Annotated in this window: 17 protein-coding genes; 9 read left to right on the forward strand and 8 right to left on the reverse strand. The window is 68.3% G+C overall.

The window, feature by feature from the left end; all coding sequences use genetic code 11:
* Positions 1-339: 339 nt before the first annotated feature.
* From BXA03_RS00005 to BXA03_RS00025, 5 genes are read right to left on the reverse strand one after another with little or no spacing between them, the layout of a single operon-like run.
* Entirely contained in the window at positions 340-2,718 is a 2,379-nt protein-coding gene (locus tag BXA03_RS00005; RefSeq protein WP_234983547.1) for a GspE/PulE family protein, read from the reverse strand.
* Positions 2,719-2,725: 7 nt separating this feature from the next.
* Positions 2,726-3,538, reverse strand: coding sequence for a PPK2 family polyphosphate kinase (locus BXA03_RS00010; RefSeq protein ID WP_076503168.1), 813 nt, complete (start codon positions 3,536-3,538; stop codon positions 2,726-2,728).
* A 24-nt stretch (positions 3,539-3,562) separates the two neighbouring features.
* A complete protein-coding gene (locus BXA03_RS00015; protein ID WP_076503169.1) occupies positions 3,563-3,994 on the reverse strand; it encodes an RNA-binding S4 domain-containing protein in 432 nt (143 codons plus the stop codon).
* Positions 3,995-4,046: 52 nt separating this feature from the next.
* Positions 4,047-5,465 (reverse strand): sensor histidine kinase, encoded by a 1,419-nt coding sequence (locus BXA03_RS00020; RefSeq protein ID WP_369822377.1) that lies wholly within the window; start codon positions 5,463-5,465, stop codon positions 4,047-4,049.
* A 28-nt stretch (positions 5,466-5,493) separates the two neighbouring features.
* Positions 5,494-6,177: a response regulator transcription factor gene (locus BXA03_RS00025; RefSeq protein WP_076503170.1), complete on the reverse strand. Its 684-nt coding sequence runs from the start codon at positions 6,175-6,177 to the stop codon at positions 5,494-5,496.
* 111 nt (positions 6,178-6,288) lie between these two features.
* Between BXA03_RS00025 and BXA03_RS00030 the strand changes: the two genes are divergently transcribed.
* From BXA03_RS00030 to BXA03_RS00040, 3 genes are all read left to right on the forward strand, one after another.
* Positions 6,289-7,248 carry a Bug family tripartite tricarboxylate transporter substrate binding protein gene (locus BXA03_RS00030; RefSeq protein ID WP_076503171.1) on the forward strand — a complete coding sequence of 320 codons (960 nt, stop codon included), beginning with the start codon at positions 6,289-6,291 and terminating at the stop codon, positions 7,246-7,248.
* A gap of 71 nt (positions 7,249-7,319) precedes the next feature.
* Positions 7,320-7,862: a tripartite tricarboxylate transporter TctB family protein gene (locus BXA03_RS00035; protein WP_076503172.1), complete on the forward strand. Its 543-nt coding sequence runs from the start codon at positions 7,320-7,322 to the stop codon at positions 7,860-7,862.
* A gap of 2 nt (positions 7,863-7,864) precedes the next feature.
* Positions 7,865-9,379 carry a tripartite tricarboxylate transporter permease gene (locus BXA03_RS00040; protein ID WP_076503173.1) on the forward strand — a complete coding sequence of 505 codons (1,515 nt, stop codon included), beginning with the start codon at positions 7,865-7,867 and terminating at the stop codon, positions 9,377-9,379.
* A gap of 76 nt (positions 9,380-9,455) precedes the next feature.
* On the opposite strand, the gene BXA03_RS00045 is transcribed toward BXA03_RS00040, so the two are convergent.
* The gene (locus BXA03_RS00045; RefSeq protein WP_076503174.1) at positions 9,456-9,686 is read right to left on the reverse strand and encodes a hypothetical protein; all 231 of its coding nucleotides are present in this window, start codon (positions 9,684-9,686) and stop codon (positions 9,456-9,458) included.
* 278 nt (positions 9,687-9,964) lie between these two features.
* On the opposite strand from BXA03_RS00045, the gene clpS reads away from it, so the two are divergent.
* The 6 genes from clpS (at position 9,965) to BXA03_RS00075 (ending at position 18,126) form a co-directional block, all read left to right on the forward strand.
* Complete coding sequence (gene clpS / locus BXA03_RS00050) at positions 9,965-10,330, forward strand: ATP-dependent Clp protease adapter ClpS (RefSeq protein WP_159444685.1); 366 nt, start codon at positions 9,965-9,967, stop codon at positions 10,328-10,330.
* Positions 10,331-10,390: 60 nt separating this feature from the next.
* The gene (gene clpA, locus BXA03_RS00055) at positions 10,391-12,712 is read left to right on the forward strand and encodes an ATP-dependent Clp protease ATP-binding subunit ClpA (protein ID WP_076503176.1); all 2,322 of its coding nucleotides are present in this window, start codon (positions 10,391-10,393) and stop codon (positions 12,710-12,712) included.
* Between the two features lie 123 nt (positions 12,713-12,835).
* Entirely contained in the window at positions 12,836-14,287 is a 1,452-nt protein-coding gene (cls, locus tag BXA03_RS00060) for a cardiolipin synthase (protein WP_076503177.1), read from the forward strand.
* A 43-nt stretch (positions 14,288-14,330) separates the two neighbouring features.
* Positions 14,331-15,776, forward strand: a complete 1,446-nt coding sequence (gene sbcB, locus BXA03_RS00065) for an exodeoxyribonuclease I (RefSeq protein WP_076503178.1) — start codon at positions 14,331-14,333, stop codon at positions 15,774-15,776.
* Positions 15,777-15,958: 182 nt separating this feature from the next.
* The gene (locus tag BXA03_RS00070; RefSeq protein WP_076503179.1) at positions 15,959-16,963 is read left to right on the forward strand and encodes a GGDEF domain-containing protein; all 1,005 of its coding nucleotides are present in this window, start codon (positions 15,959-15,961) and stop codon (positions 16,961-16,963) included.
* Positions 16,963-18,126, forward strand: a complete 1,164-nt coding sequence (locus BXA03_RS00075) for a GGDEF domain-containing protein (protein ID WP_076503180.1) — start codon at positions 16,963-16,965, stop codon at positions 18,124-18,126. The genes BXA03_RS00070 and BXA03_RS00075 overlap by 1 nt, the downstream gene beginning before the upstream one ends.
* 66 nt (positions 18,127-18,192) lie before the next feature.
* Here the strand turns inward: BXA03_RS00075 and BXA03_RS00080 are convergent, their stop codons facing one another.
* Together BXA03_RS00080 and pbpC are read right to left on the reverse strand one after the other, a co-directional pair.
* Positions 18,193-19,026, reverse strand: coding sequence for an alpha/beta hydrolase (locus BXA03_RS00080; protein ID WP_076503181.1), 834 nt, complete (start codon positions 19,024-19,026; stop codon positions 18,193-18,195).
* Positions 19,023-21,245, reverse strand: coding sequence for a penicillin-binding protein 1C (gene pbpC, locus BXA03_RS00085; protein WP_076503182.1), 2,223 nt, complete (start codon positions 21,243-21,245; stop codon positions 19,023-19,025). Before pbpC ends, BXA03_RS00080 begins: the two co-directional genes overlap by 4 nt.

Here is a 21,245-nt window from a genome sequence, read left to right on the forward strand (position 1 = left end):
ATGATAGTGCGGACTCCCGTGTGAAAGTAGGTCATCGTCAGGCTCTTACAGCCCTCAAAAAGCCCCTCAGCCCTCGCTGCGGGGCTTTTTGTTTTGCACCGACGATGATGCAGTTCCACCCCCAGCTGGACCTCGTCTCTGGCAAATCTGCAGAGCCGAGCGGGCCACGCAATAGGCGGCGACTATTTACAGCTATGACCGGCGCAACAACACCGAAACGGGGAGTGCCGGACGCCCTCGGCTCGAGTGGGCACGATGACTGCTAATTCCGTGCAGCGGTAGCGCCGATCAGTGCCATCGCTCGACGCAGTTCCGTAACGTCGCCGCGTTACGGTCGACTCAACTGTTGCTAGTCGCCCGTACTTCTTCGATCGTGGTCTGACCGGAAAGCACTTTCTCAATGCCGTCCTGGCGAAGCGTGCGCATTTCCTGTTGGACGGCCGTCGCCAGAAGCGCCTCGACCCGTGCGCCGCCTTGGATCAACTCGCGCAGCTCGCGCGAGATCACCATCAGTTCATGCAACCCGACACGGCCCTTGAATCCCGTTTTTTCGCAGACCGGACAGCCTGGACTGTGGTGGAACTGAAGCTGACCCTCCACGCCGTAGCGTTCGGTCCACCGCTCCAGAAGGGTGTTCCGGTCCTCGACCCCATGAGCGTTGCCATAGGCATGCAGGTAATCATCGGCCAACTCATCCACTTCGGCTGAGGTCGCGGGACGGCTGGTCTTGCAGGCAGGACAAAGGCGGCGCACCAAGCGCTGGGCGAGCACCGCCAAAAGCGAATCGGCGAAGTTGAACGGGTCCATTCCCATGTCGAGCAGCCGCGTCACGGTCTCAGGCGCGCTGTTGGTGTGGAGCGTGGAAAGCACCAAGTGGCCGGTCAGAGAAGCCTCGATGGACACCCGGGCTGTTTCTTCGTCACGGATTTCGCCCACCATGATCACGTCGGGATCGGCGCGCAAGAAGGCGCGCAGTGCGCGGGCGAACGTCCAGTCGATGCGGGCGTTGACCTGCACTTGACGCAATCCTGTCTGGGTGATTTCGATCGGGTCCTCCGCCGTCCAAATCTTGCGTTCTGGTGTGTTGATGTGGCTCAGCGCAGAGTGCAGTGTCGTGGTCTTGCCCGAGCCCGTCGGGCCGACGCACAGGACCATGCCGTAGGGGCGTTCGATGGCGGAGCGCAGCCGCTGATAGTTGTTGTCCGTCAGCCCGAGCTTGTCCAGGGGCAGCGGCTTGGCCGAGGCCAGAATCCGCATGACGACGTCCTCAAGACCATTGTTGGTCGGGATCGTGGCAACGCGCAGTTCGAGGCGGTGCTTCGGCGAGAAGCGCGCGAAATTGATCTTGCCGTCCTGAGGCTTGCGGCGCTCGCTGATGTCCAAGTCGGCCATGATCTTGATGCGCGCGATCACGGCGTTGCGGTAGTTGTGGGGCAACTCCAGGTAGGTCCGCAGCAGGCCATCCTTGCGGAAGCGGATGCGGATCTTCTCCTTCCCAGGATAGCTTTCCACGTGGATGTCGGACACGCCGCCCGTGAAGGCTTCCAGGATCATGCGGTTGATCATCCGCACCAGCGAGTTGTCCGACTGTTCGATGGGCCGGTCATCGTCCGATTCGATGCCGCGCTGGTTTTCCTTCTCGAGCGATTCGAGCAGGCTGCTGGTATCTGCCGTCTCGAGTTCCAATGCCTGGTCCTGGGAAGGCGCAGGCTTGGCCTCCGACGCCGCGCCTATCTTGTCGTAGGCGGCGAACACGCAAGCTTCGAAGTCGTCGCACTGTCCGAGGACCGGTGCGATCTTCATCTGAGCGATGAATTCGGCCTCGTCCAACGCGCCGTGACGGTTGGCGGGATCGTCCATCGCCACCACCAGGCGACCGTCGGCAACGATGAGGGGAAGCAGCTGCAGCCGCCGAGCCACTGCATGGTTCAGCCGCGCCAGCGCATCCGGTTCTGCGACGAACGCCTGCAGATCCACCACCGGATAACCCATCTTGCGGGTGAGCGCCACTTTGAGATCGGAGGCGGACACGGCCCCCATGCGCACAAGCAGCTCGCCCAGGGGCAGACCGTTGTCCATCTGCTTCTGGGCGGCGAGGGCCTCGTTCAGCTGCTCGTCGTTGATCATGCCCAGGGACATCAGCGCTTCGCCGATGCGCACGATGGGCGCGCTGGCCTGCCGCTGAAGGGCCTGCAGCAGTTCGCTGCGGCGGGTCGCGACCTTGGACAGCGCGCCCCCACCCGCAGACGCATCGGTGTCGATGCGCTCGTAGGCCGAGTGGGGCACGAACAGGCGGCGCACATGGCCTTCTTCGTCCCCGGGAAACAGGAAGACGCCGAACGGCGTCTGGACATGGCCAGCACTTCTGCCGCTCAGTTCGCCAGTGTCCCCCTTCCAGACGATGCGGTAGTCGCTCCACTCCACGAGCGTGTCGTCCAAGGGCCGAAGCGGATCAAGCAGCAGCAGTGATCGGAACTGGTCAAAGCGCAATGGCACGGGGGCGCGTGTACGCAGCAGATGGATGTGGACCGACTGCGCCGACGGCGAGAACAGGTTCATCACCCCTTCGCCATGGCGGCCGGAAAGGTTGCTGATCTCGCAACGGATCGTGCTGGTATTGGGCGGCCGGAAATGCCCGATGGGCGGCAGTGGCCAGACGAAAGAGTCTGCGGCTTCGGTATCGGTTGCGGGGGAGGGAGGCAGGGTTGGATTCGACATGAACGAGTCACTCGACCTTCAGGCCGGAATAGGCCGGGTTGGCAGGAGCAAGGCTGATTTTCATGTCTCGCAGAACTTTGATGAGCAGACGGGCAATCATCAGATTGCGATGGTCCTTGTGGTTGGCGGGCACGATGTACCAGGGCGCATGCGCGGTGGAGGTGGCCGCGATGGCGGCTTCGTACGCTTGCTGGTAGGCGCCCCACTTCTGGCGCGTGGCAAGGTCGCCCATGCTGAACTTCCAGTGTTTGCCCGGATCGTCCAGACGCGCCTGCAGGCGTTTGCGTTGTTCGTCCTTGTCGATGTGCAGCATGCACTTGATCAGCACGGTGCCCGTCTCGGCCAGCAGGCGCTCGAAGTCGTTGATCTGCGCATAGCGGCGGCGCAGTTCGGCCTTGCCGATCCAGCCTTCGACCCATGGTACGAGCACGTCCTCATAGTGGCTGCGGTTCCACACGGCGATCTCGCCGGCGCGTGGCACGACCGCATGACAGCGCCACAGGAAATCGCGCGCCCGTTCCTCGTCGGTCGGAGCCTTGAAGGCAGCGACCCGGACCCCCAATGGCGACGTGCGCGAGAAGACCCAGCGAATGGTGCCGTCCTTGCCGCTGGTGTCGGTGCCTTGCAGCACCAGCAGCAGCTTGCGGCGGCCTTCCGCATGAAGCAGGTTCTGCCAATGGTCGAGTTCGTCGGCCAATGCCTCCAGGGACTCACGCTGGTGATGTTCCTGTGTGGGAAGAAAGGGCGTCTCTCCAGGATCGAAGTCGGCCAGACGAAAAGATGCGTCAGGCGTGATGCGATAGTGCTTGAGCCGGGTCATCCGCCGAGCCTAACGCATGGCCGGTCAGTGGCTAGCGACATCGTCATCCACCGACGCGCTCCATCGATCACCCCAGCCGTCGTGACGTGCAGTATCGAGATGCCGTCGATCCCGCTTGGTGGGGCGGCCCTGGACGATCGCATGTGCCGGTTCACGAGCCAGCCTGCGCTGTTCGCGCGCGGCTGCCTGGGAGGCGATGCTCTCCGGGGTTTCTTCGTACAGGAGCTGCGCCACAGGCGCGGGCCCGCGCTGCATCGACATGCCGCGCACGCGCACGGTGCGGCTGTCAGGGCCCAGGCGCAACTGGACAAGGTCGCCCACCTTGACCTCGCGCGCGGGCTTGACGACATCCCCGTTGACCTGGACACGGTGCCGGTCGATCTCGTCCGCGGCCAGGGAGCGGGTCTTGTAGAAGCGGGCGGCCCATAGCCACTTGTCGATGCGCATGCGCTCCATGGATGTCGCGGGAATGAAGGGGTTTCAAGCAAACAGCGGCGATCCGCTGCTGTCAATCGGACGCGGTCTGATTCGCGGCCTGCAAGCGGACGCGGGCATCGAGCCCTGTCACGCGGCCGTCGGCATCGGTCCGATTGTCCAGGTGGATGGTGCCGCCCAGGGTCTGCACGATCTCCCGGCAAATGGCCAGCCCAAGGCCGGAGCCGCGGGCCGTGTCGCCGGCCGCGAACGGGGCGAACAGCCGTTGCCGAAGCTCGGGGCCAATGCCGGGGCCCGCATCGCGCACGCGCAGGATCACGCCATCCGGCTCGTCAAACGTGACGTGGACCGACAACAGGCCTCCGCGCGGACTGTGGCGGATCGCGTTGTGCAACAGGTTGCGGCTGAGCTCGAGCAGCATCCAGGCGTGGGCCTCGACCTTCGCCGGGATGGCGTCCAGCTCGAAGTCCAGTGCTTTGTCGGCGATCAGCGGAGACACGTCCAGCGCGACCTGTCGCACCATTTCTGCCAGATCCAGCTGCTGCAACTCCGGCCGTTGCCTCAACTGCTCGATCTTGGCGAGGGCAAGCATCTGGTTGGCCAGTTGCGTGGCGCGGTCGACCGTGGCATCGATCTCCCGCAACGCCTGCGCTGCGGGCACGTCGCCGCGCTGCGCGGACTGCACCTGCGCCTTGAGTACCGCCAGCGGGGTGCGCAACTGATGTGCCGCATCTCGTACGAAGCGCTTCTGATGGTCGAGCAGGCCGCGCAGCCGAGCCATCACGGCCGTGGTGGCGTCCACCAACGGGCGCAGCTCGCGCGGCGCATCCGGCGCGTCGATGGGAGACAGGTCGTCCGGCGCCCGTTGCGCGATGGCCTCGCCCAGGCGGCGCACCGGCCGGGTCGCTTGCTGGACGACGAAGACGGTGACGCTGGCCACCACCGCCACCAGCAGCAGCTGCCGCCACAGCATGTCCACCAGCAGACGTCGTGCGAGCGCTTCGCGCAGTTCCAGCGTTTCCGCCACCTGGACGACGGCCATGCCCAGACCGCGCGCGCTGGCCACGGGCTGCAGCAGCACGGCCATGCGAACCGGCTGGCCGCGGAATTCGGCGTCGTAGAAGTCCACCAGGGCGGCGTAGGGCGGCTTGGCGGGCAGCCTGCCGTGCCACAGCGGCAGCTCCGCAAAGCCGGAGATCATCTCGCCCTGCGTCGTGGAGACACGGTAATACATGCGGCTCTGCGCATCCGCCTCGAATGCCTCCAGCGCCGAGTAGGGCACCGTGGAGCGCAGCGAGGCCAACTGGTCGTAACCGTCGACATCGAGCTGCTCGCCGATGGTCTTGGCCGATGCGAGCAGCGTCCGGTCGTAGGCGGTCGTCGCCGCCGCCAGCGCCTGGCGGTACACGCTCACGCTGTTGATCAGGATGAAGAGGACCACCGGCGCGAGCAGGCCGAGCAGCAGCCGAAAGCGCAGCGACCGCGACCTCATGCGGGCCATCATCGGCGGCGCGGCGGGATCAAGCCGCGGGCTCCTCGCGCAACAGATAGCCCAGTCCGCGCAGCGTCATGAGGGCGCACCCGGTGCCCGACAGCTTCTTGCGCAGGCGGTACGCCACGACTTCGATGGCTTCGTATTGCACCTGGGCCTCGCCAGGAAACACCAGCTCGAACAGCCGCTCCTTCGTGACGGCATGTCCGGGGCGCGCTGCCAAGGCGCGCAGCAGGGCGGCCTCGCGCGGCGTGAGCTCCAGCGCATCGCCGCGAAGGTAGAAGGCACCGCTGGCCGGCTCCAGGCGCAGGGCCCCGATCTCCACCGGCGCCACGACAGCGGCGCTGTCGGCCGGCGAGCGTCGGCGCAGCGCGCGCAGCCGCGCCTCCAGTTCGTCCAGGTCGAAGGGCTTGGGCAGGTAGTCGTCTGCGCCAGCATTGAGGCCCAGGATGCGGTCGCCCACGGTGCCGCGCGCGGTGAGTACCAGAACGGGCGTGCGCAGCCCGCTCGCCCGTGCGCGGGTGAGCACCTCGAGCCCATCCATGCCCGGCAGACTGAGGTCCAAAGCCACCACGTCAGGATCCAGCGCCTGCCACTGCGCCAGGGCCTGCGCGCCATCGCCGCAGATGCGCACATCGATCTGCCGGCGTCCCAGCGTGCGTTGCAGGGTGGACTGCATGGAGGGATCGTCTTCGACCAGCAGCAGCTTCATCGGAAGGGTGGGCTTGGTGTTTACCCCGAGTGGCGCGACAGCCAACTGACAGCGGGGCGGCGCATCATAAGCCGCACCAAAACACAGACCGGAAGCAAGAAGGAGACCCCCATGCGTAGAGACGAGTTCCTCAAATCCCTGGCCGCCCTGGCCGCCGTGGGCGCATTGCCGATGTCCGCCCACGCGGCGACCAACATCAAGATGATGATCCCGGCCAACCCGGGCGGTGGCTGGGACACCACCGGCCGCGCCTTGGGCAAGGCCATGATCGACGCCAAGGCGGCTGATACGGTCAGCTACGACAACAAGGGCGGTGCCGCCGGCGCGCTGGGCCTGGCCCAGTTCGTCAACGGCTCCAAGGGCGACGGCAATGCGCTGATGGTGATGGGCGCCGTGATGCTGGGCGGCATCATCACCGGCAAGCCGCCGGTCAACCTGTCGCAGGCAACGCCCATCGCCCGCATCACCAGCGAATACAACGTGTTCGTGCTGCCGGCCAATTCGCCCTTCAAGACCATGGCCGACGTGGTCGCCCAGCTCAAGAAAGACCCGGGCAGCGTCAAGTGGGGCGGCGGTTCGCGCGGCTCCACCGAGCACATCGCCGCCGCCATGATTGCCCAGAAGGTGGGCGTCGACCCGTCCAAGATCAACTACGTCGCCTTCCGCGGGGGCGGCGAGGCCACCGCGGCCATCCTCGGCGGCAACGTCACCATCGGCGGCAGCGGCTACAGCGAGTTCGCGCCCTATATCGCCGACGGCAAGATGAAGCCCGTGGCGGTCACGTCGGCGCAGCGCCTGCAGAGCGTCAACGTGCCGACGCTCAAGGAGCTGGGCATCGACGTCGAGATCGGCAATTGGCGCGGGGTGTATGGCGCGCCCGGCATCTCGGAAGAGCAGCGCAAGGCGCTGACCGAGCGCGTGCTGACGGCCGTCAAGAGCGCGTCCTGGGCCGAAGCCCTCAAGAAGAACGACTGGACGCCCGCCGTGCTCACCGGCCCGGCATATGACAAGTTCGTCGACGACGAATTCGCCAGCCTGCGCGCCATCATGACGCGCTCCGGCATGGTCTGAACGCACTTCCGGAGCGCCCCGCGCCGCCGCACCGCCCCTCGGTGCCGCGGCGCGGCCGCATGGAGACCCGCATGATCGCTTCTTCCCCTTCCTCGCCGGACGCGCCCGCGCGCGCCAACACGATGCAGACCCTGGTGGGCCTGGGTGTCGTGCTCGTCGGCCTGGCCATGGCCTTCGGTGCCATCGGCATTTCATCCGAGGCCGGCTACGGCGGCGTCGGCCCCAACTTCCTCCCCTGGCTGGTGGCCGTCGGCCTGACCGCCTGCGGCGTCTGGATCACCTGGGAAGCGCGCACCGGCGGCTTCCGGGCGATGGACGAGGGCGATGGTCCGGCCGAGCCGGCCAACTGGCCCGGCTTCGTCTGGCTGTCGGCCGGTCTGCTGCTCAACGCCGCGCTCATTGAGCACCTCGGCTTCATCCTCAGCTGCGGCCTGTGCTATCTGCTCGCGGTGCAGGGCCTGCGCCGCGCCAGCGGCCAGCCGGCGGCGGGCAAGGCGCGCACCTGGGCCATCGATCTGGCCACTGGGCTCGCCATCGCGGCGCCCGTGTACTGGATGTTCACGCAATTCCTGGCGATCAACCTGCCGGGCCTCACCACCACGGGCTGGATCTGACCATGGACATCTTTGGCGCCCTGTTGCAGGGCTTCGCGCAGGCCATCACGGTCAGCAATCTTCTGTGGTGCCTGGTGGGCTGCGCCCTGGGCACGGCCGTGGGCGTACTGCCCGGCATCGGCCCCGCGGTGGCGGTGGCGATGCTGCTGCCGATCACCGGCAAGGTCGACGTCACGGCCTCGATGATCTTCTTCGCCGGCATCTACTACGGCGCGATGTACGGCGGCTCGACCACCTCGATCCTGCTCAACACGCCGGGCGAGACGGCCAGCATGGTCACGGCCATGGAAGGCAACAAGATGGCCAAGAGCGGTCGCGCCGGCGCGGCGCTGGCCACCTCGGCCATCGGCTCCTTCGTGGCGGGCACCATCGCCACCATCGTGGTCACGCTGTTCGCGCCCTACGTGGCCGAGTTCGCGGTCAAGCTCGGTCCGCCCGAGTACTTCATGCTGATGCTGCTGGCCTTCACCACCGTCAGCGCGGTGCTGGGCAAGAGCACGCTGCGCGGCATGACGGCGCTGCTGATCGGCCTGGCCGTGGGCTGCATCGGCCTGGACCAGATCTCGGGCCAGGGCCGCTACACCGGCGGCATCCCGGAACTGCTGGACGGCATCGAGATCGTGCTGGTGGCGGTCGGCCTGTTCGCTGTTGCCGAGGTGATCTACGCCGTACTGTACGAAGGCCGCGTGGTCGAGACGCAGAACACCATGAGCCGGGTGCACATGAGCGCCCGCGATTGGAAGCGCTCGATCCCGGCCTGGCTGCGTGGCACCGCCATCGGCGCGCCCTTCGGCTGCATCCCGGCCGGCGGCACCGAGATCCCGACCTTCCTGAGCTATGCCGCCGAGAAGAAGCTGACCAAGAATCCCGAGGACAAGGCGGAGTTCGGCACCACCGGCGCCATCGAGGGTGTGGCCGGCCCGGAGGCCGCCAACAACGCCACGGTGACGGCGGCGCTGATCCCGCTGCTGACGCTGGGCATCCCCACGTCGAACACCACGGCCATCCTGCTGGGCGCCTTCCAGAACTACGGCATCCAGCCCGGTCCGCAGCTGTTCTCGACCTCAGCCGCGCTGGTGTGGGCGCTGATCGCTTCGCTCTACATCGGCAACATCATGTTGCTGGTGCTGAACCTGCCGATGGTGGGTCTGTGGGTCAAGCTGCTGAAGATCCCGAAGCCACAGCTCTATGCCGGCATCCTGATCTTTGCGACGGTGGGTGCGTACGGCATGCGCCAGAGCTCCTTCGACTTGGTCCTGCTCTACGCCATCGGCGTGATCGGCGTGCTGATGCGGCGCTTCGACTTCCCGACGGCGCCGGTGGTGGTCGGCATGATCCTGGGGCCTCTGGCCGAAGCGCAACTGCGCAACGCCATGTCCATCGGCGAGGGCAGCGCGGTGATTTTCCTGCAGCGGCCCATGTCCGTGGCGCTGATCGTGGTCGTCCTGGCCGTACTGGTGCTGCCGCGCGTGGCCAAGCGCCTCGCGGCCCGCAAGCTGCGCATGCAGGCGGTCTGACGCGCCGGCTTCGACAGCCTGGGCCCGCCACCGGCATCGGTAGCGGGCCTTTTTCCGGGTGCCCGGGCAAAGGCCGTCACGACAGCGGATCCACCTCCACCCACCCCTCGATGCCTTCCAGCGTGCACACCTTCTGCGCGTCCAGGCGCACCCCTTCGTAGCGGTGCCAGAACACCGGGCGGCCGTGGAGCGTGTGCGTGACGAGCAAGGCACCGTCCGACGAGTTCTCGATGCGAAAGCCGTCGAAAGGCAGGCGCTGATCGGTCACCAGCGCGTCGGCCCAGGGAAGGATGGCGTGTGAGGTCATGGCAGGCTCCAGTGGCGCGTCGCGAGGCTTCGGCTGTGGCGTGCGTCATACCGCGCGGTGCCTCCGCGGGTTGGGCGCCACCCCATTGTTGGGCGGCACGCGGTGGTCTTCCTGGGCAGCGCAGGGAAGCCGGGAGGCGCGCCCCGGCATCACGTTTTCTCCCGGATCACCTGCTTGGCGGCGCGGAAACCGGCCGCGGCGGCACCTTTTTTGCGATCAGGTCCACTGCGGCGAGCTTGAATTCCGCCCTCACGCCACGAGTTCCAGTGCTCTATAGAATGAATTTCATGGCCACGAAAAATCCCTCGGCACCGCCCACGGCGCCGGTTCGCCCCCAGAGGGACGACGGTGGCTCCGTGGTGGCAGAGCGCCGTCCGCAGCGGACGGCGCCCCCCCGGATGTACCAGGTCGTCATGCTCAACGACGACTACACCCCGATGGAATTCGTGGTGGTCGTCCTGCAGGAGTTCTTCAACAAGGACCGCGAGACGGCCACCCAGATCATGCTGAAGATTCATCTCGACGGTCGTGGCGTGTGCGGGGTCTACCCGCGCGATGTCGCAGCCACCAAGGTCAATCAAGTGATGGAAGCCGCCGTCCAGGCGGGCCACCCGCTCCAGTGTGTCAGTGAACCGGTTGAATAAACCGCGATCCGACCCATCTGCAGTCTTCAGAAGTATTCACAGCAAGGCAAAGGAAATCACATGATTGCCCAGGAACTGGAAGTCAGCCTGCACATGGCCTTCGTCGAGGCCAGGCAGCAACGCCATGAGTTCATCACCGTCGAGCACCTGCTGCTCGCCTTGCTGGACAACCCGAGCGCCGCCGAAGTGCTGCGTGCCTGCTCGGCCAACATCGACGACCTGCGTTCGTCGCTGACCAATTTCATCAAGGACAACACGCCCCAGGTCGCCGGTACCGACGACGTGGACACCCAGCCCACGCTGGGCTTCCAGCGTGTGATCCAGCGCGCCATCATGCACGTGCAATCCACGGGCAATGGCAAGAAGGAGGTGACCGGCGCCAATGTGCTGGTTGCCATCTTCGGCGAGAAGGATTCGCACGCCGTCTACTACCTGCACCAGCAGGGCGTGACGCGCCTGGACGTGGTCAACTTCATCGCCCACGGCATCAAGAAGAGCGACCCGCCCGAGCAGCCCAAGGGCAGCAGCGAAGCGCCATCCAGCGAAGGCGAAGAAGGCGGCGCCGAGAAGAACGAGAAGGCCTCGCCGCTGGAGCAGTTCACGGTCAACCTGAACGCCCAGGCCAAGGAAGGCAAGATCGACCCGCTGATCGGCCGCGAGTACGAGGTCGAGCGCGTGATCCAGATCCTGTGCCGCCGGCGCAAGAACAACCCGTTGCTCGTGGGTGAGGCCGGCGTGGGCAAGACGGCCATCGCCGAGGGGCTGGCCTGGCGCATCACGCAAGGCGATGTGCCCGAGATCCTGGCGGACTCCCAAGTCTATTCGCTCGACATGGGCGCGCTGCTGGCAGGCACCAAGTACCGCGGCGATTTCGAGCAGCGCCTCAAGGGCGTGCTCAAGTCGCTGAAGGAAAAGCCCAATGCGGTGCTGTTCATCGACGAGATCCACACGCTGATCGGCGCAGGCGCCGCATCGGGTGGCACGCTGGACGCGTCCAACCTGCTCAAGCCGGCGCTCTCCAGCGGCCAGCTCAAGTGCATCGGCGCGACCACCTTCACTGAATACCGCGGCATCTTCGAGAAGGACGCGGCCCTGTCGCGGCGCTTCCAGAAGGTCGATGTGGTCGAGCCCAGCGTGGCCGAGACGGTGGAGATCCTCAAGGGCCTCAAGAGCCGCTTCGAGGAGCACCACAGCGTCAAGTACGCCACCGCGGCACTGCAGGCGGCGGCTGAGCTGTCGGCCAAGTACATCAACGACCGTCACCTGCCAGACAAGGCCATCGACGTGATCGACGAGGCCGGCGCGGCCCAGCGCATCCTGTCGGCCAGCAAGCGCAAGAAGACCATCGGCAAGGCCGAGGTCGAGGAGATCGTGGCCAAGATCGCCCGGATTCCCCCGGCGAACGTCAGCAACGACGACCGCAGCAAGCTGCAGACCATCGAGCGCGACCTCAAGAGCGTGGTGTTTGGCCAGGACAAGGCGCTGGAAGTGCTCGCGTCCGCCGTCAAGATGTCCCGCTCGGGCCTGGGCAAGGGCGACAAGCCGATCGGCTCCTTCCTGTTCAGCGGCCCCACCGGCGTCGGCAAGACCGAGGCCGCCAAGCAGCTGGCCTACATCCTGGGCATCGAGCTGATCCGCTTCGACATGTCGGAGTACATGGAGCGCCATGCGGTGTCGCGTCTCATCGGTGCGCCTCCGGGCTACGTGGGCTTCGACCAGGGCGGCCTGCTGACCGAGGCCGTCACCAAGAAGCCGCATGCGGTGTTGCTGCTCGACGAGATCGAGAAGGCGCATCCGGACATCTTCAACGTGCTGCTGCAGGTGATGGACCATGGCACGCTGACGGACAACAACGGACGCAAGGCCGACTTCCGCAACATCATCATCATCATGACGACGAACGCGGGCGCCGAGACCATGAACAAGGCCACCATCGGGTTCACCAATCCGCGGCAGGCCGGCGACGAGATGGCCGACATCAAGCGCCTGTTCACGCCCGAGTTCCGCAACCGCCTGGACGCCATCGTCAACTTCAAGCCGCTGGACGAGCAGATCATCCTGCGCGTGGTGGACAAATTCCTGCTTCAGCTGGAGACGCAGTTGGCCGAGAAGAAGGTGGAAGTCTCCTTCAGCGACAAACTGCGCAAGCACCTGGCCAAGAAGGGCTTCGATCCGCTGATGGGCGCTCGGCCGATGCAGCGCCTGATCCAGGACACCATCCGCCGCGCGCTGGCCGACGAATTGCTGTTTGGCCGCCTGACCGACGGGGGCCGCCTGGAGGTCGACCTGGACGACAAGGACGAGGTGCAGCTGGACATCACGCCGCTGCCCAAGAAGGAAGGCAAGTCCAAGCCCGAGGCCGAGGAAGCCGCCGCCGGCTGATCGCCCCACGCCACCCCGGCGTCCGCCCTCACGGGCGGTGCCGCACAAGGCCGGTAGCATCGCGCTCCCGGCCTTTTTTCTTGGCCGCTGCCGGCCGCCGTCGGTGGCGCGCCAAGCCCCTGGATGACCCTGCCCGAGTTCCACCTCAGTCCTGCCTGGACCACCGGCCTGTCGCTCGCCTGGAGCGCCTACATCGCCGTGCTGTCGGTGTGGATCGTGATGCAGAAGCGCGCACCGGTCTCCACCATGAGCTGGATCCTGTCGCTGGCGCTACTGCCCTACCTGGGCTTCTTCGTCTATTACTTCCTGGGACCGCAGCGCCTGGCGAAGCAGCGCATCAAGCGGCTGCGCAGCCGGGTGATGACGCAGGCGCCGGCCGACATGGCGTTGCTGCGCGAGGCGGCCGAGGACGCGCCGCCCGCGCTGCACCAACTGGCCACATTGGGCCTGGCCGCCTGCGGCTTGCCGGTGTCCAGCGCCCGTTCGGTGCAGTTGCTCTCGGGCGGCGCGGCGACTTTCGACGCCATCTTCGAGACCATCCGCGGCGCGCAGGACCACGTCCACCTCGAGTACTACATCTTCGAGCCCGACCGCATCGGCACCGCGCTGCGCGACCTGTTGATCGAGCGGGCCCGCACCGGCGTGCAGGTGCGCCTGCTGATCGACGCGCTGGGCGCCAAGCGGGTGGGGCGGCGCTTTCTTGCGCCGCTGCGCGAGGCAGGTGGGCAGGTCGTGTTCTTTCACGACACGCGCATCGGCCGCCGGCTGCGGCCGGTGACCAACTACCGCACCCACCGCAAGATCGTGGTCTGCGATGGGGTCGTGGGCTTCACCGGCGGCGTCAACATCACGGACGAAGAAGACCGCCGCACCCGCCCCGACGCCTACCACGACGTCCACCTGCGCATCGAGGGCAGCGCCGTGCGCTGGCTGCAGACCACCTTCCTGGAGGACTGGGTCTATGCCACTGGCGAGCCCTTGCACGGCATCGGCAGCCTGATGGCGCGGTTGATGCCGCCCGTGGAGGCCGGCCCGGTGGCAGTACAGATCGTCACCAGCGGCCCCGACACCCCCTTGGAGGCCATCCACCGCATGCATGTGGAGGCCATCCATGCCGCCACCGAGCGGGCCTGGCTCACCACGCCGTACTTCGTGCCCAGCGAGCCCGCGCTGATGGCGCTGACCAACGCCGCCCTGCGCGGCGTGAACGTGCGGGTGCTGGTGCCACGGCGCAGCGATTCGCTGGTGGTGAGCGCCGCCGCCCGCTCTTACTACGACGAGCTGCTTGCCGCTGGCGTGAAGGTGTGGGAGTACAAGGCCCGCATGCTGCATTCCAAGACGCTGGTGGTCGATGACCACTGCGCCATGATCGGCACTGCCAACTTCGACAACCGCAGCTTCCTGCTCAACTTCGAGGTGATGGCGGTGGTCTATGGCCCGGCGCTCGCCGCGCCGCTGGTGGCGCAGTTCGAGACCGACCTGCAGAGCGCTTCGCCCGTACGCGCCCATCGCCACCGCAGCTTCTGGCTCCGGCTGGGAGAGTCGGTGGCACGGCTCTTCTCGCCGTTGCTGTGAACCCGCTGGCCGACAATGGCCGGCCGCTTTCCGACCCCGACCCATGGCCGACGCTTCCCATACCTTCCTCTGGCACGACTATGAAACCTTCGGCGCCAACCCGCGCCGCGACCGGCCCTCGCAATTCGCGGCCGTGCGCACCGATGCCGAGCTCAACGAGGTGGGCGAGCCGATCATGCTGTACTGCCAGCCGGCGCCGGACTTCCTGCCCAGCCCCACGGCCTGCCTGCTGACCGGCATCACGCCCCAGCACTGCCTGGCCGAAGGCGTGCCCGAGCATGAATTCGCCGCCCGCATCGAGGCGGCCTTCTCCCAGCCACGCACCATCGGCGTGGGCTACAACACCATCCGCTTCGACGACGAGGTCACGCGCTTCATGTTCTGGCGCAACCTGATCGACCCGTATGCCCGCGAATGGCAGAACGAATGCGGCCGCTGGGACCTGCTCGACGTGGTGCGCCTGACCTACGCCCTGCGTCCCGAGGGCATCGAGTGGCCCAAGCACCCCGACGGCAAGCCCAGCTTCAAGCTGGAGGACCTGACCCGCGCCAACGGCCTCGCGCATGAGTCGGCCCACGATGCGCTGTCGGACGTGCGCGCCACCATCGCCATGGCCCGGCTGATCCGCCAGAAGCAGCCGCGCCTCTTCGACTTCGCACTCGCGCTGCGTCGCAAGGAGCGCGTGGCGCAAGAGCTGGGCCTGCCCGCCTCGCCGCAGACGGCGCGCCCCTTCGTGCACGTGTCGGGCATGTTCGGCACCGAGCGCGGCTGCCTGGCGCTGATGTGGCCGCTGGCCAGCCACCCCACCAACCGCAACGAGCTGCTGGCGTGGGACCTGTCGCACGACCCGTCGGAGCTGGCCGACCTGGACCTGGAGACGATGCGGCTGCGCCTGTTCACCCGCAGCGCCGATCTGCCCGAGGGCGTGGCGCGGCTGCCCATCAAGTCGATCCACCTCAACAAGTCGCCGATGGTCGTGGGCAATCCCAAGATGGTGGAGATGGCCGCCGGCCGCTGGGGCATCGACCTGGCGCAGGCCGAGCGCCATGCCGTCACTGCCGCCGGCCTGCCCGACCTGAGCGAGCGCTGGCGCGAACTCTTCGACCGTCCCCGCGGCCCTGCGCTGGATGTGGACGAAGACCTCTATGGCGGCTTCGTCGGGCCGGCCGATCGTCGGCGGCTGAACCAGCTGCGCGCGCTGTCGCCGCAGGAGCTGGCGCTCGCGCGCTCGGGCTTCGACGATGCGCGCCTGGCCGAACTGGTGCTGCGCTACCGCGCGCGCAACTTTCCAGCCACGCTGAGCCTGGAGGAAGCCGCCCATTGGGAGGCGCTGCGCACCGCCCGACTGGTGGAAGGCGAGGACGGCTGGCTGAACGTGGACCACTACTTCGCGGAGATCGACACGCTGGCGGAAAACGCCGATGAACGTGTCGAGGCGTTGCTCGGCGCGCTGTACGACTACGCCGAGGCGGTAATACCGGCCGGATGAAACACCCTGGGGAAGCCGGCTGACACGGCGTGACGCGCTTCCTGTCTAACTTGCGGCCAGCCCAAGCTGGAAACAAAGTTTTGACAATCAATAGTTCGCCATTCGGTCTGGAATTCCCTGCCGCGGAGGCCGGCCAGGCGTCTTCCGGTGCGGCTGCGCCAGCCGCAGATCCGCCGCGGGCCGTGGACGATGCGGTGTTCCGCCAACTCAGTCGGCCCGCCCGCGCGCTGGGCGGCGTCGCCACGCTGTGCTGGCTGCTGTCGCTGTGGGCAGCGTGGCCCCACCTGGCGGGTCACGTGCATTCGGTCTGGTCCTGGAGCGTCGTGCAGGCCGCCGGCCTGGTCCTTTGCTTCATGGCCCGCGATGTGGGCAGCCATGATGGTGGCATGGGCCTGCTGACCGTCGCCATCGCGGCGGGCTGTGCATTCCAGCTCGATGTTCTGGGCGGCAGCGAACTCTGGGTGCTGCCGTTGTGCCTCATGCTGTCCCTGGTGCTCGGTCTCGTGCAGGTGCGGTTGCGCAGCTATCTCTTCTGTAGCTTTGCCGTGTGGTCGGTGCTGGTGCACGGGCTGTCTTTCGGGCTGGATCCGGTCGAGCGCGCGCTGCGGGTCGTCTTGCTGGTCGGCAGCTTCGTGCTGGCTTTGCTGCTGCACCGGGGCGTGGCGGTGGCGCGCCGGCGCCGGGTTGCCGCCGCCCTGTCGCTGACTGCCATGGCCTATCAGGACGCCCTGACCGGCGTGCCGAACCGGCGCGGCTTCGTACGTGCGGCGAGCGAGCGGCTCGGCGGCACCGAGGCGCAGGGCTTCATCGCGCTCGATGTCGACGACTTCAAGCGCGTCAACGACTGCCACGGCCACGAAGTGGGCGATCTGCTGCTGCAGGCCGTGGGCCGACTGCTGTCCCGGCTGCCTCCCGGCGTGGTGCCCGGGCGCACGGGCGGCGAGGAATTCTGTGTGCTGGTCCCGGCCCCGTCGCATGCCGGCCTGTTGACGTATGCCGGCGCCATTGTCGAAGCCGCCCGGCGCGTGTCGGTGCAGGGGGTGGGCCTCACGCTGAGCGCGGGTGCAGCACGGGTGATGCCCGGCGAGGCGCTGGAGCAGGCGTGGCGGCGTGCGGATGGCGCGTTGAACGAAGCCAAGCGCACGGGCAAGAACCGCGTGGTCATGGCGCCGGAGGGCGCAACCTGATGCGCGCCCAGTTGCAGGCCTACCGGGGCCTGCGCCGCGGCTGGCGATGGCTCGTGCCCTCGGCCCCCGCGGCGCAGGCGGCGCAACTGCGTGCGGCCGTCTGGCAGGAGGTTCGGCCACTCGCATTGGCCTGCGAGGGCGCGGGCGTGCTCATCTGGTTGATGACGCTGGGCGTCACGCTGTCGCGCGCGGGCGAGGACCTGATGATGGAGCTGTTGTGCACGGCACTCGCCGCGGCGGGAATGCTGCTGTCGCTGCAGCGGCGACCCGCCTGGGTGTTGAGCCTGGGCGGTCTGCTGGTCACTGTCTCGCTGGCCCTCTCCTTCCGGCTGATCCTGGACGGCAGCGCGGCCCAGGCCTTCTGGACGCCGCCCCTCATGATGCTCTTCGGCATGTGCCTGGCGCTGTGCCATGTGAGGCTGCGCGACTTCCTCGTCGCCATCGCTGCGGTGGGGGCGGTCTTTCTGGACTGGGGGCTGATGCGCAGCGTCCCCGCTGCGCAGCGGCCCGTGCTGACGCTGCTGGGCGGCTGCGCCCTGCTGATGTGCGTGGTGGCCCACCTGGCGCTGTCGCGCGAGCGGCGCGCTGGCCATCTGCTGCGGCTCCGGCTGGCGGCACTGGCCTACGAGGATCCGCTCACGGGCCTGCCCAACCGGCGTGCCTTCTTCGAGCGCGCGGCAGCGTCCATCGCCGCGGCGCCGGAGCGCGCATTCAACATCGTGCTGCTGGACGTGGACGACTTCAAACGCGTCAACGAGCGCCTGGGTCATGAAGGTGGCGACCGGGCGCTGGTGGCCGTCGCGCATACGCTGCAACGTGTCAGCGCGCCGCACCTGTGCGCTCGTCTGGGCGGTGAGGAGTTCTGCATCTGGGTCGAGGACCCGGCCGCGTCGCCTGCCGACGTGGCAGCAGCCTGTGTGTCGAGGACGCACCAGCTGCGGGTGGACGGCATGCGGCTGTCCGTGAGCGCAGGCGTGGCCACCGTCGAGCCGGATGTGCCATTGAACCGCGCGCTCGCGCTGGCGGACGAGGCGCTGTACCGCGCGAAGAACCAGGGCAAGGACACACACGCCGTGTCGCCGCCGTCGGGCCGGATGCCGCTGAGCACCTCGGTCAGCGAGCGGCGCACCTGGCGGCCCTGGCACGTGCTGCGGCGCTTCTGATCGGGGTGGTGGGCGGCGCCATCCTCGCGCCCTGATCTGCCCCGCTGCGCTGCCGTCGGTGCCTGCTCATCGGCCTGCCAGCCGTGCGTCGATGAATCGGTCCACAGCCGCCGTGTAGGCGCTGCCTTCGCCCAGCAGGGCATTGATCTGGCTGTGGGACAGTGGCTGGACCAGCACGTCGGCCTCGCCGCCCGCTGCCTTCACACGGTCCGCAAAGCGCGAACTCTGGGCGCAGGAATCGTCGCGCCGCTCGCTGGCGCAGACCAGCAGCATCGGCAGGCTGTCCGGCACCAGGCGCGCCGTGGGTGAGACGGCATGCCAGAGGGCAGGGTCGGCGCCGAAGGCCCGGTCATAGAAGCGCAGGTGCGGGCGCTGCATCAGGTCTTCGGTGTCCAGGGCAGCGCTGTCGAGCACCACCGTGGCCCGCCAGCGTCGGGCGCCCTCGGCCGTGGCCAGGGCCGGGTCGGCGCTCAGCAATGCCACCAGATGCGCCCCCGCCGAATGGCCCATCAGCACCAACCGTCCGGGATCGGCGCCCCAGGCCGGCGCCAGGCGCTGCACTTCGGCCAGGGCGCGGGCCACATCCCTTGCCTGGGTGCGCACGTCCACCGCCGGCACGAGGCGGTAGCCCACGGAGACGAAGACGAAGCCGCGCTCGCGCACCCAGTGCGCCACCTTGGCGTCCACCACATTGGCCGCATCGGGGCGGCCGAACATCCAGGCGCCGCCGTGGACCATCACCAGCACCGGCGCGCCCTGCGGCCGGGCGGGCAGATAGATGTCCAGTCGCTGCGCCGGGTCGGACCCGTAGACCGCCCGACGGTCGGGCCCCGCGTGGGCCAGGGCTGTACTGGCCAGGAGCAGCAACAGGGCCGCGAATCGCCCTCGCATCGGGGTCATGGATGGGCTCCGCGAGAGGGCGAGCGCTGCGGCGGCCCGCTCACCACGCCCGCGCCGCGCACCTCGATGCGGATGCTGTCCAGCACCTGCCCGCGCCCATCGGCCAGTTCCAGCCGATGGCGGCCTGGCCAGGGCAGCCAGTCGGCCGCGGTGCCGCGTGCCAGCGTGCGGCCATCCAGCCGCCACTGCACATCGCCGGGCGCGCCGTCGGCGGCCAGGCGCACGCGCTGGTGGCGTGGCGGGATGTCCGGGTCCAGCGCCAGGATGGTGCCGTCGGCCGGCGCCGTGATGCGCGCGGTCCGGCCGGCGGCTTCGTCGCTCGCCCCGGCCCGGATGGACGAGGGCGTGAACAGCGCCTGCTGCGTGCCGGCCAGGAACCATTCGCTGCGGGCGGCTTCCAGCGGCGTGCCGCGCTCGCCGCCGTCCGCCGCGGCATAGCGCACGGCCTGCTGCACCACGCCCGGCGGCGGCGCGGGCGCGCGGCTGGGCTCGCGCTGGTGCAGCTGGCGCATCAGTTCGGCCCACACGGGTGCCGCGCCGCTGGTGCCGCTCACGTCCCACATCGGTGAGCCGTCGGCATTGCCCACCCACACGCCCACGGTGTAGCGCTGCGACCAGCCGATGGCCCAGTTGTCGCGCATGTCCTTGCTGGTGCCGGTCTTCACCGCCGTCCAGAAGCGGGTGGCCAGCAGGCTGTCGGGCCCGAAGGTGCGCACGCGCGCGTTCGGGTCCGACAGGATGTCGCCCACGATGAAGGCCGCGCCGGCGTCGAGCACCGGCTTCGGCGGCTCTGCGGCGGCACCGGGCAGCAGGCGCGTGGGCGTGTAGCGCCCGCCGTTGGCCAGCATGCGGTAGGCATTGGTCAGGGCCAGCAGGTTGACCTCGGCGCTGCCCAGGGCGAGGCTGTAGCCGTAGTAGTCGCCGCTCTCGCGCAGGGCCAGGCCGGCGGCCTGCAGGCGGCGCGCGAAGGCGTCGGGCGAGACCATCACCAGCGTGCGCACCGCCGGCACGTTGAGCGAGGCGGCCAGCGCCGTGCGCGCGGAGACCAGGCCCTTGAAATGCCGGTCGTAGTTCTGCGGGATGTACAGGCCGCCGGGCGTAACGATCTGCGCGGGCGAATCCTCCAGCAGCGAGGCGGCCGTGAGGCGCCGCTCGGCGATGGCCTGCGCATAGAGCAGCGGCTTGAGCGTGGAGCCCGGCTGGCGCGGCGCCAGCACGGCATCGACCTCGGCCGCGCGGCTGTGCGCGCCAGAGGACCCGACCCAGGCGAGCACGGCGCCGCTGGCGTTGTCCAGCACCACGGCGGCGCCGTCCTGCACGTTGCGGCCGCGCAGTTCGCGCATCTGGCGGTCCAGCGCTTCGACGGCGGCGCGCTGCAGCGGCGCGCGCAGCGTGGTGCGCAGGGTCGGCGCATCGCCGCTGCGCTGGCGCAGCGCCTGGCGGGCGAAGTGCGGCGCGATGCCCTCGCTGGCGTCGAAGGCACGGCGCTGCAGCGCGGCCTGGGTGAAGAAGGCCAGGGATTCGCAGTCGGGCGCCGGCGTCGGCTGCATGGCGCGCAGCACCTCGCAGGCGCGGCGCGCCACCTGAGCGGCCGAGGCATTGGGCGCGCGCACCAGCGCCGCGGCGATGGCGCCTTCGCGCGCGTCCAGGCCATGCGGCGCCTTGGCGAAGAGTGTGCGCGAGAGGGCGTCGATGCCCACCAGCTCGCCGCGGAAGGGCACGAGGTTGAGGTAGGCCTCCAGGATCTGGTCCTTGCGCCAGTCGCGCTCCAGCTGGGCGGCGCCAAAGACCTGTTCCACCTTCTGGCCCAGGCTGCGCCCGCTGGCGCCGCGGCGCAGATCCTCGTCGAGCAGGCCGGCCAGCTGCATGGTCAGTGTGGAGGCGCCGCGGGTGCGCGTGTTCCAGAGGTTGCCCCAGGCGGCGGCCGAAACGGCGCGCCAGTCGACGCCGCTGTGTTCGTAGAAGCGCTGGTCCTCGCTGTAGACGAGCGCGTTGCGCAGTGCGGGCGACACGTCGGCCAGGCCGATCCACTGGCCGCGGCGGACCGTGGCGTCGGTGCGCACCCGCTGCACCAGCGCGCCGCCCTGGTCCAGCACCTGCACGTCGGAGGGCCGGAAGTCGCGGCGGACGTCGTCGAAGCGGGGCAGGGCGCGGGCGATGGCGGGCAGCATCACGAGCGCGGTGACCAGCAGCAGAGCAGAGGTGCCAAGACGCCTCAT

It is taken from the genome of Pseudacidovorax sp. RU35E (assembly GCF_900156165.1).
In the GTDB taxonomy this organism is placed as follows: Bacteria; Pseudomonadota; Gammaproteobacteria; order Burkholderiales; family Burkholderiaceae_C; genus Xenophilus.

Coding starts and splice junctions, on each gene's coding strand:
- BXA03_RS00045 (WP_076503174.1), bottom strand. CDS start 9,686: ATGACCTCACACGCCATCCTTCCCTGGGCCGACGCGCTGGTGACCGAT.
- BXA03_RS00080 (WP_076503181.1), bottom strand. CDS start 19,026: ATGACCCCGATGCGAGGGCGATTCGCGGCCCTGTTGCTGCTCCTGGCC.
- BXA03_RS00020 (WP_369822377.1), bottom strand. CDS start 5,465: ATGAGGTCGCGGTCGCTGCGCTTTCGGCTGCTGCTCGGCCTGCTCGCG.
- BXA03_RS00025 (WP_076503170.1), bottom strand. CDS start 6,177: ATGAAGCTGCTGCTGGTCGAAGACGATCCCTCCATGCAGTCCACCCTG.
- pbpC (WP_076503182.1), bottom strand. CDS start 21,245: ATGAGGCGTCTTGGCACCTCTGCTCTGCTGCTGGTCACCGCGCTCGTG.
- BXA03_RS00075 (WP_076503180.1), top strand. CDS start 16,963: ATGCGCGCCCAGTTGCAGGCCTACCGGGGCCTGCGCCGCGGCTGGCGA.
- cls (WP_076503177.1), top strand. CDS start 12,836: ATGACCCTGCCCGAGTTCCACCTCAGTCCTGCCTGGACCACCGGCCTG.
- sbcB (WP_076503178.1), top strand. CDS start 14,331: ATGGCCGACGCTTCCCATACCTTCCTCTGGCACGACTATGAAACCTTC.
- BXA03_RS00030 (WP_076503171.1), top strand. CDS start 6,289: ATGCGTAGAGACGAGTTCCTCAAATCCCTGGCCGCCCTGGCCGCCGTG.
- clpS (WP_159444685.1), top strand. CDS start 9,965: ATGAATTTCATGGCCACGAAAAATCCCTCGGCACCGCCCACGGCGCCG.
- BXA03_RS00015 (WP_076503169.1), bottom strand. CDS start 3,994: ATGGAGCGCATGCGCATCGACAAGTGGCTATGGGCCGCCCGCTTCTAC.
- BXA03_RS00005 (WP_234983547.1), bottom strand. CDS start 2,718: ATGTCGAATCCAACCCTGCCTCCCTCCCCCGCAACCGATACCGAAGCC.
- BXA03_RS00040 (WP_076503173.1), top strand. CDS start 7,865: ATGGACATCTTTGGCGCCCTGTTGCAGGGCTTCGCGCAGGCCATCACG.
- BXA03_RS00035 (WP_076503172.1), top strand. CDS start 7,320: ATGATCGCTTCTTCCCCTTCCTCGCCGGACGCGCCCGCGCGCGCCAAC.
- BXA03_RS00010 (WP_076503168.1), bottom strand. CDS start 3,538: ATGACCCGGCTCAAGCACTATCGCATCACGCCTGACGCATCTTTTCGT.
- clpA (WP_076503176.1), top strand. CDS start 10,391: ATGATTGCCCAGGAACTGGAAGTCAGCCTGCACATGGCCTTCGTCGAG.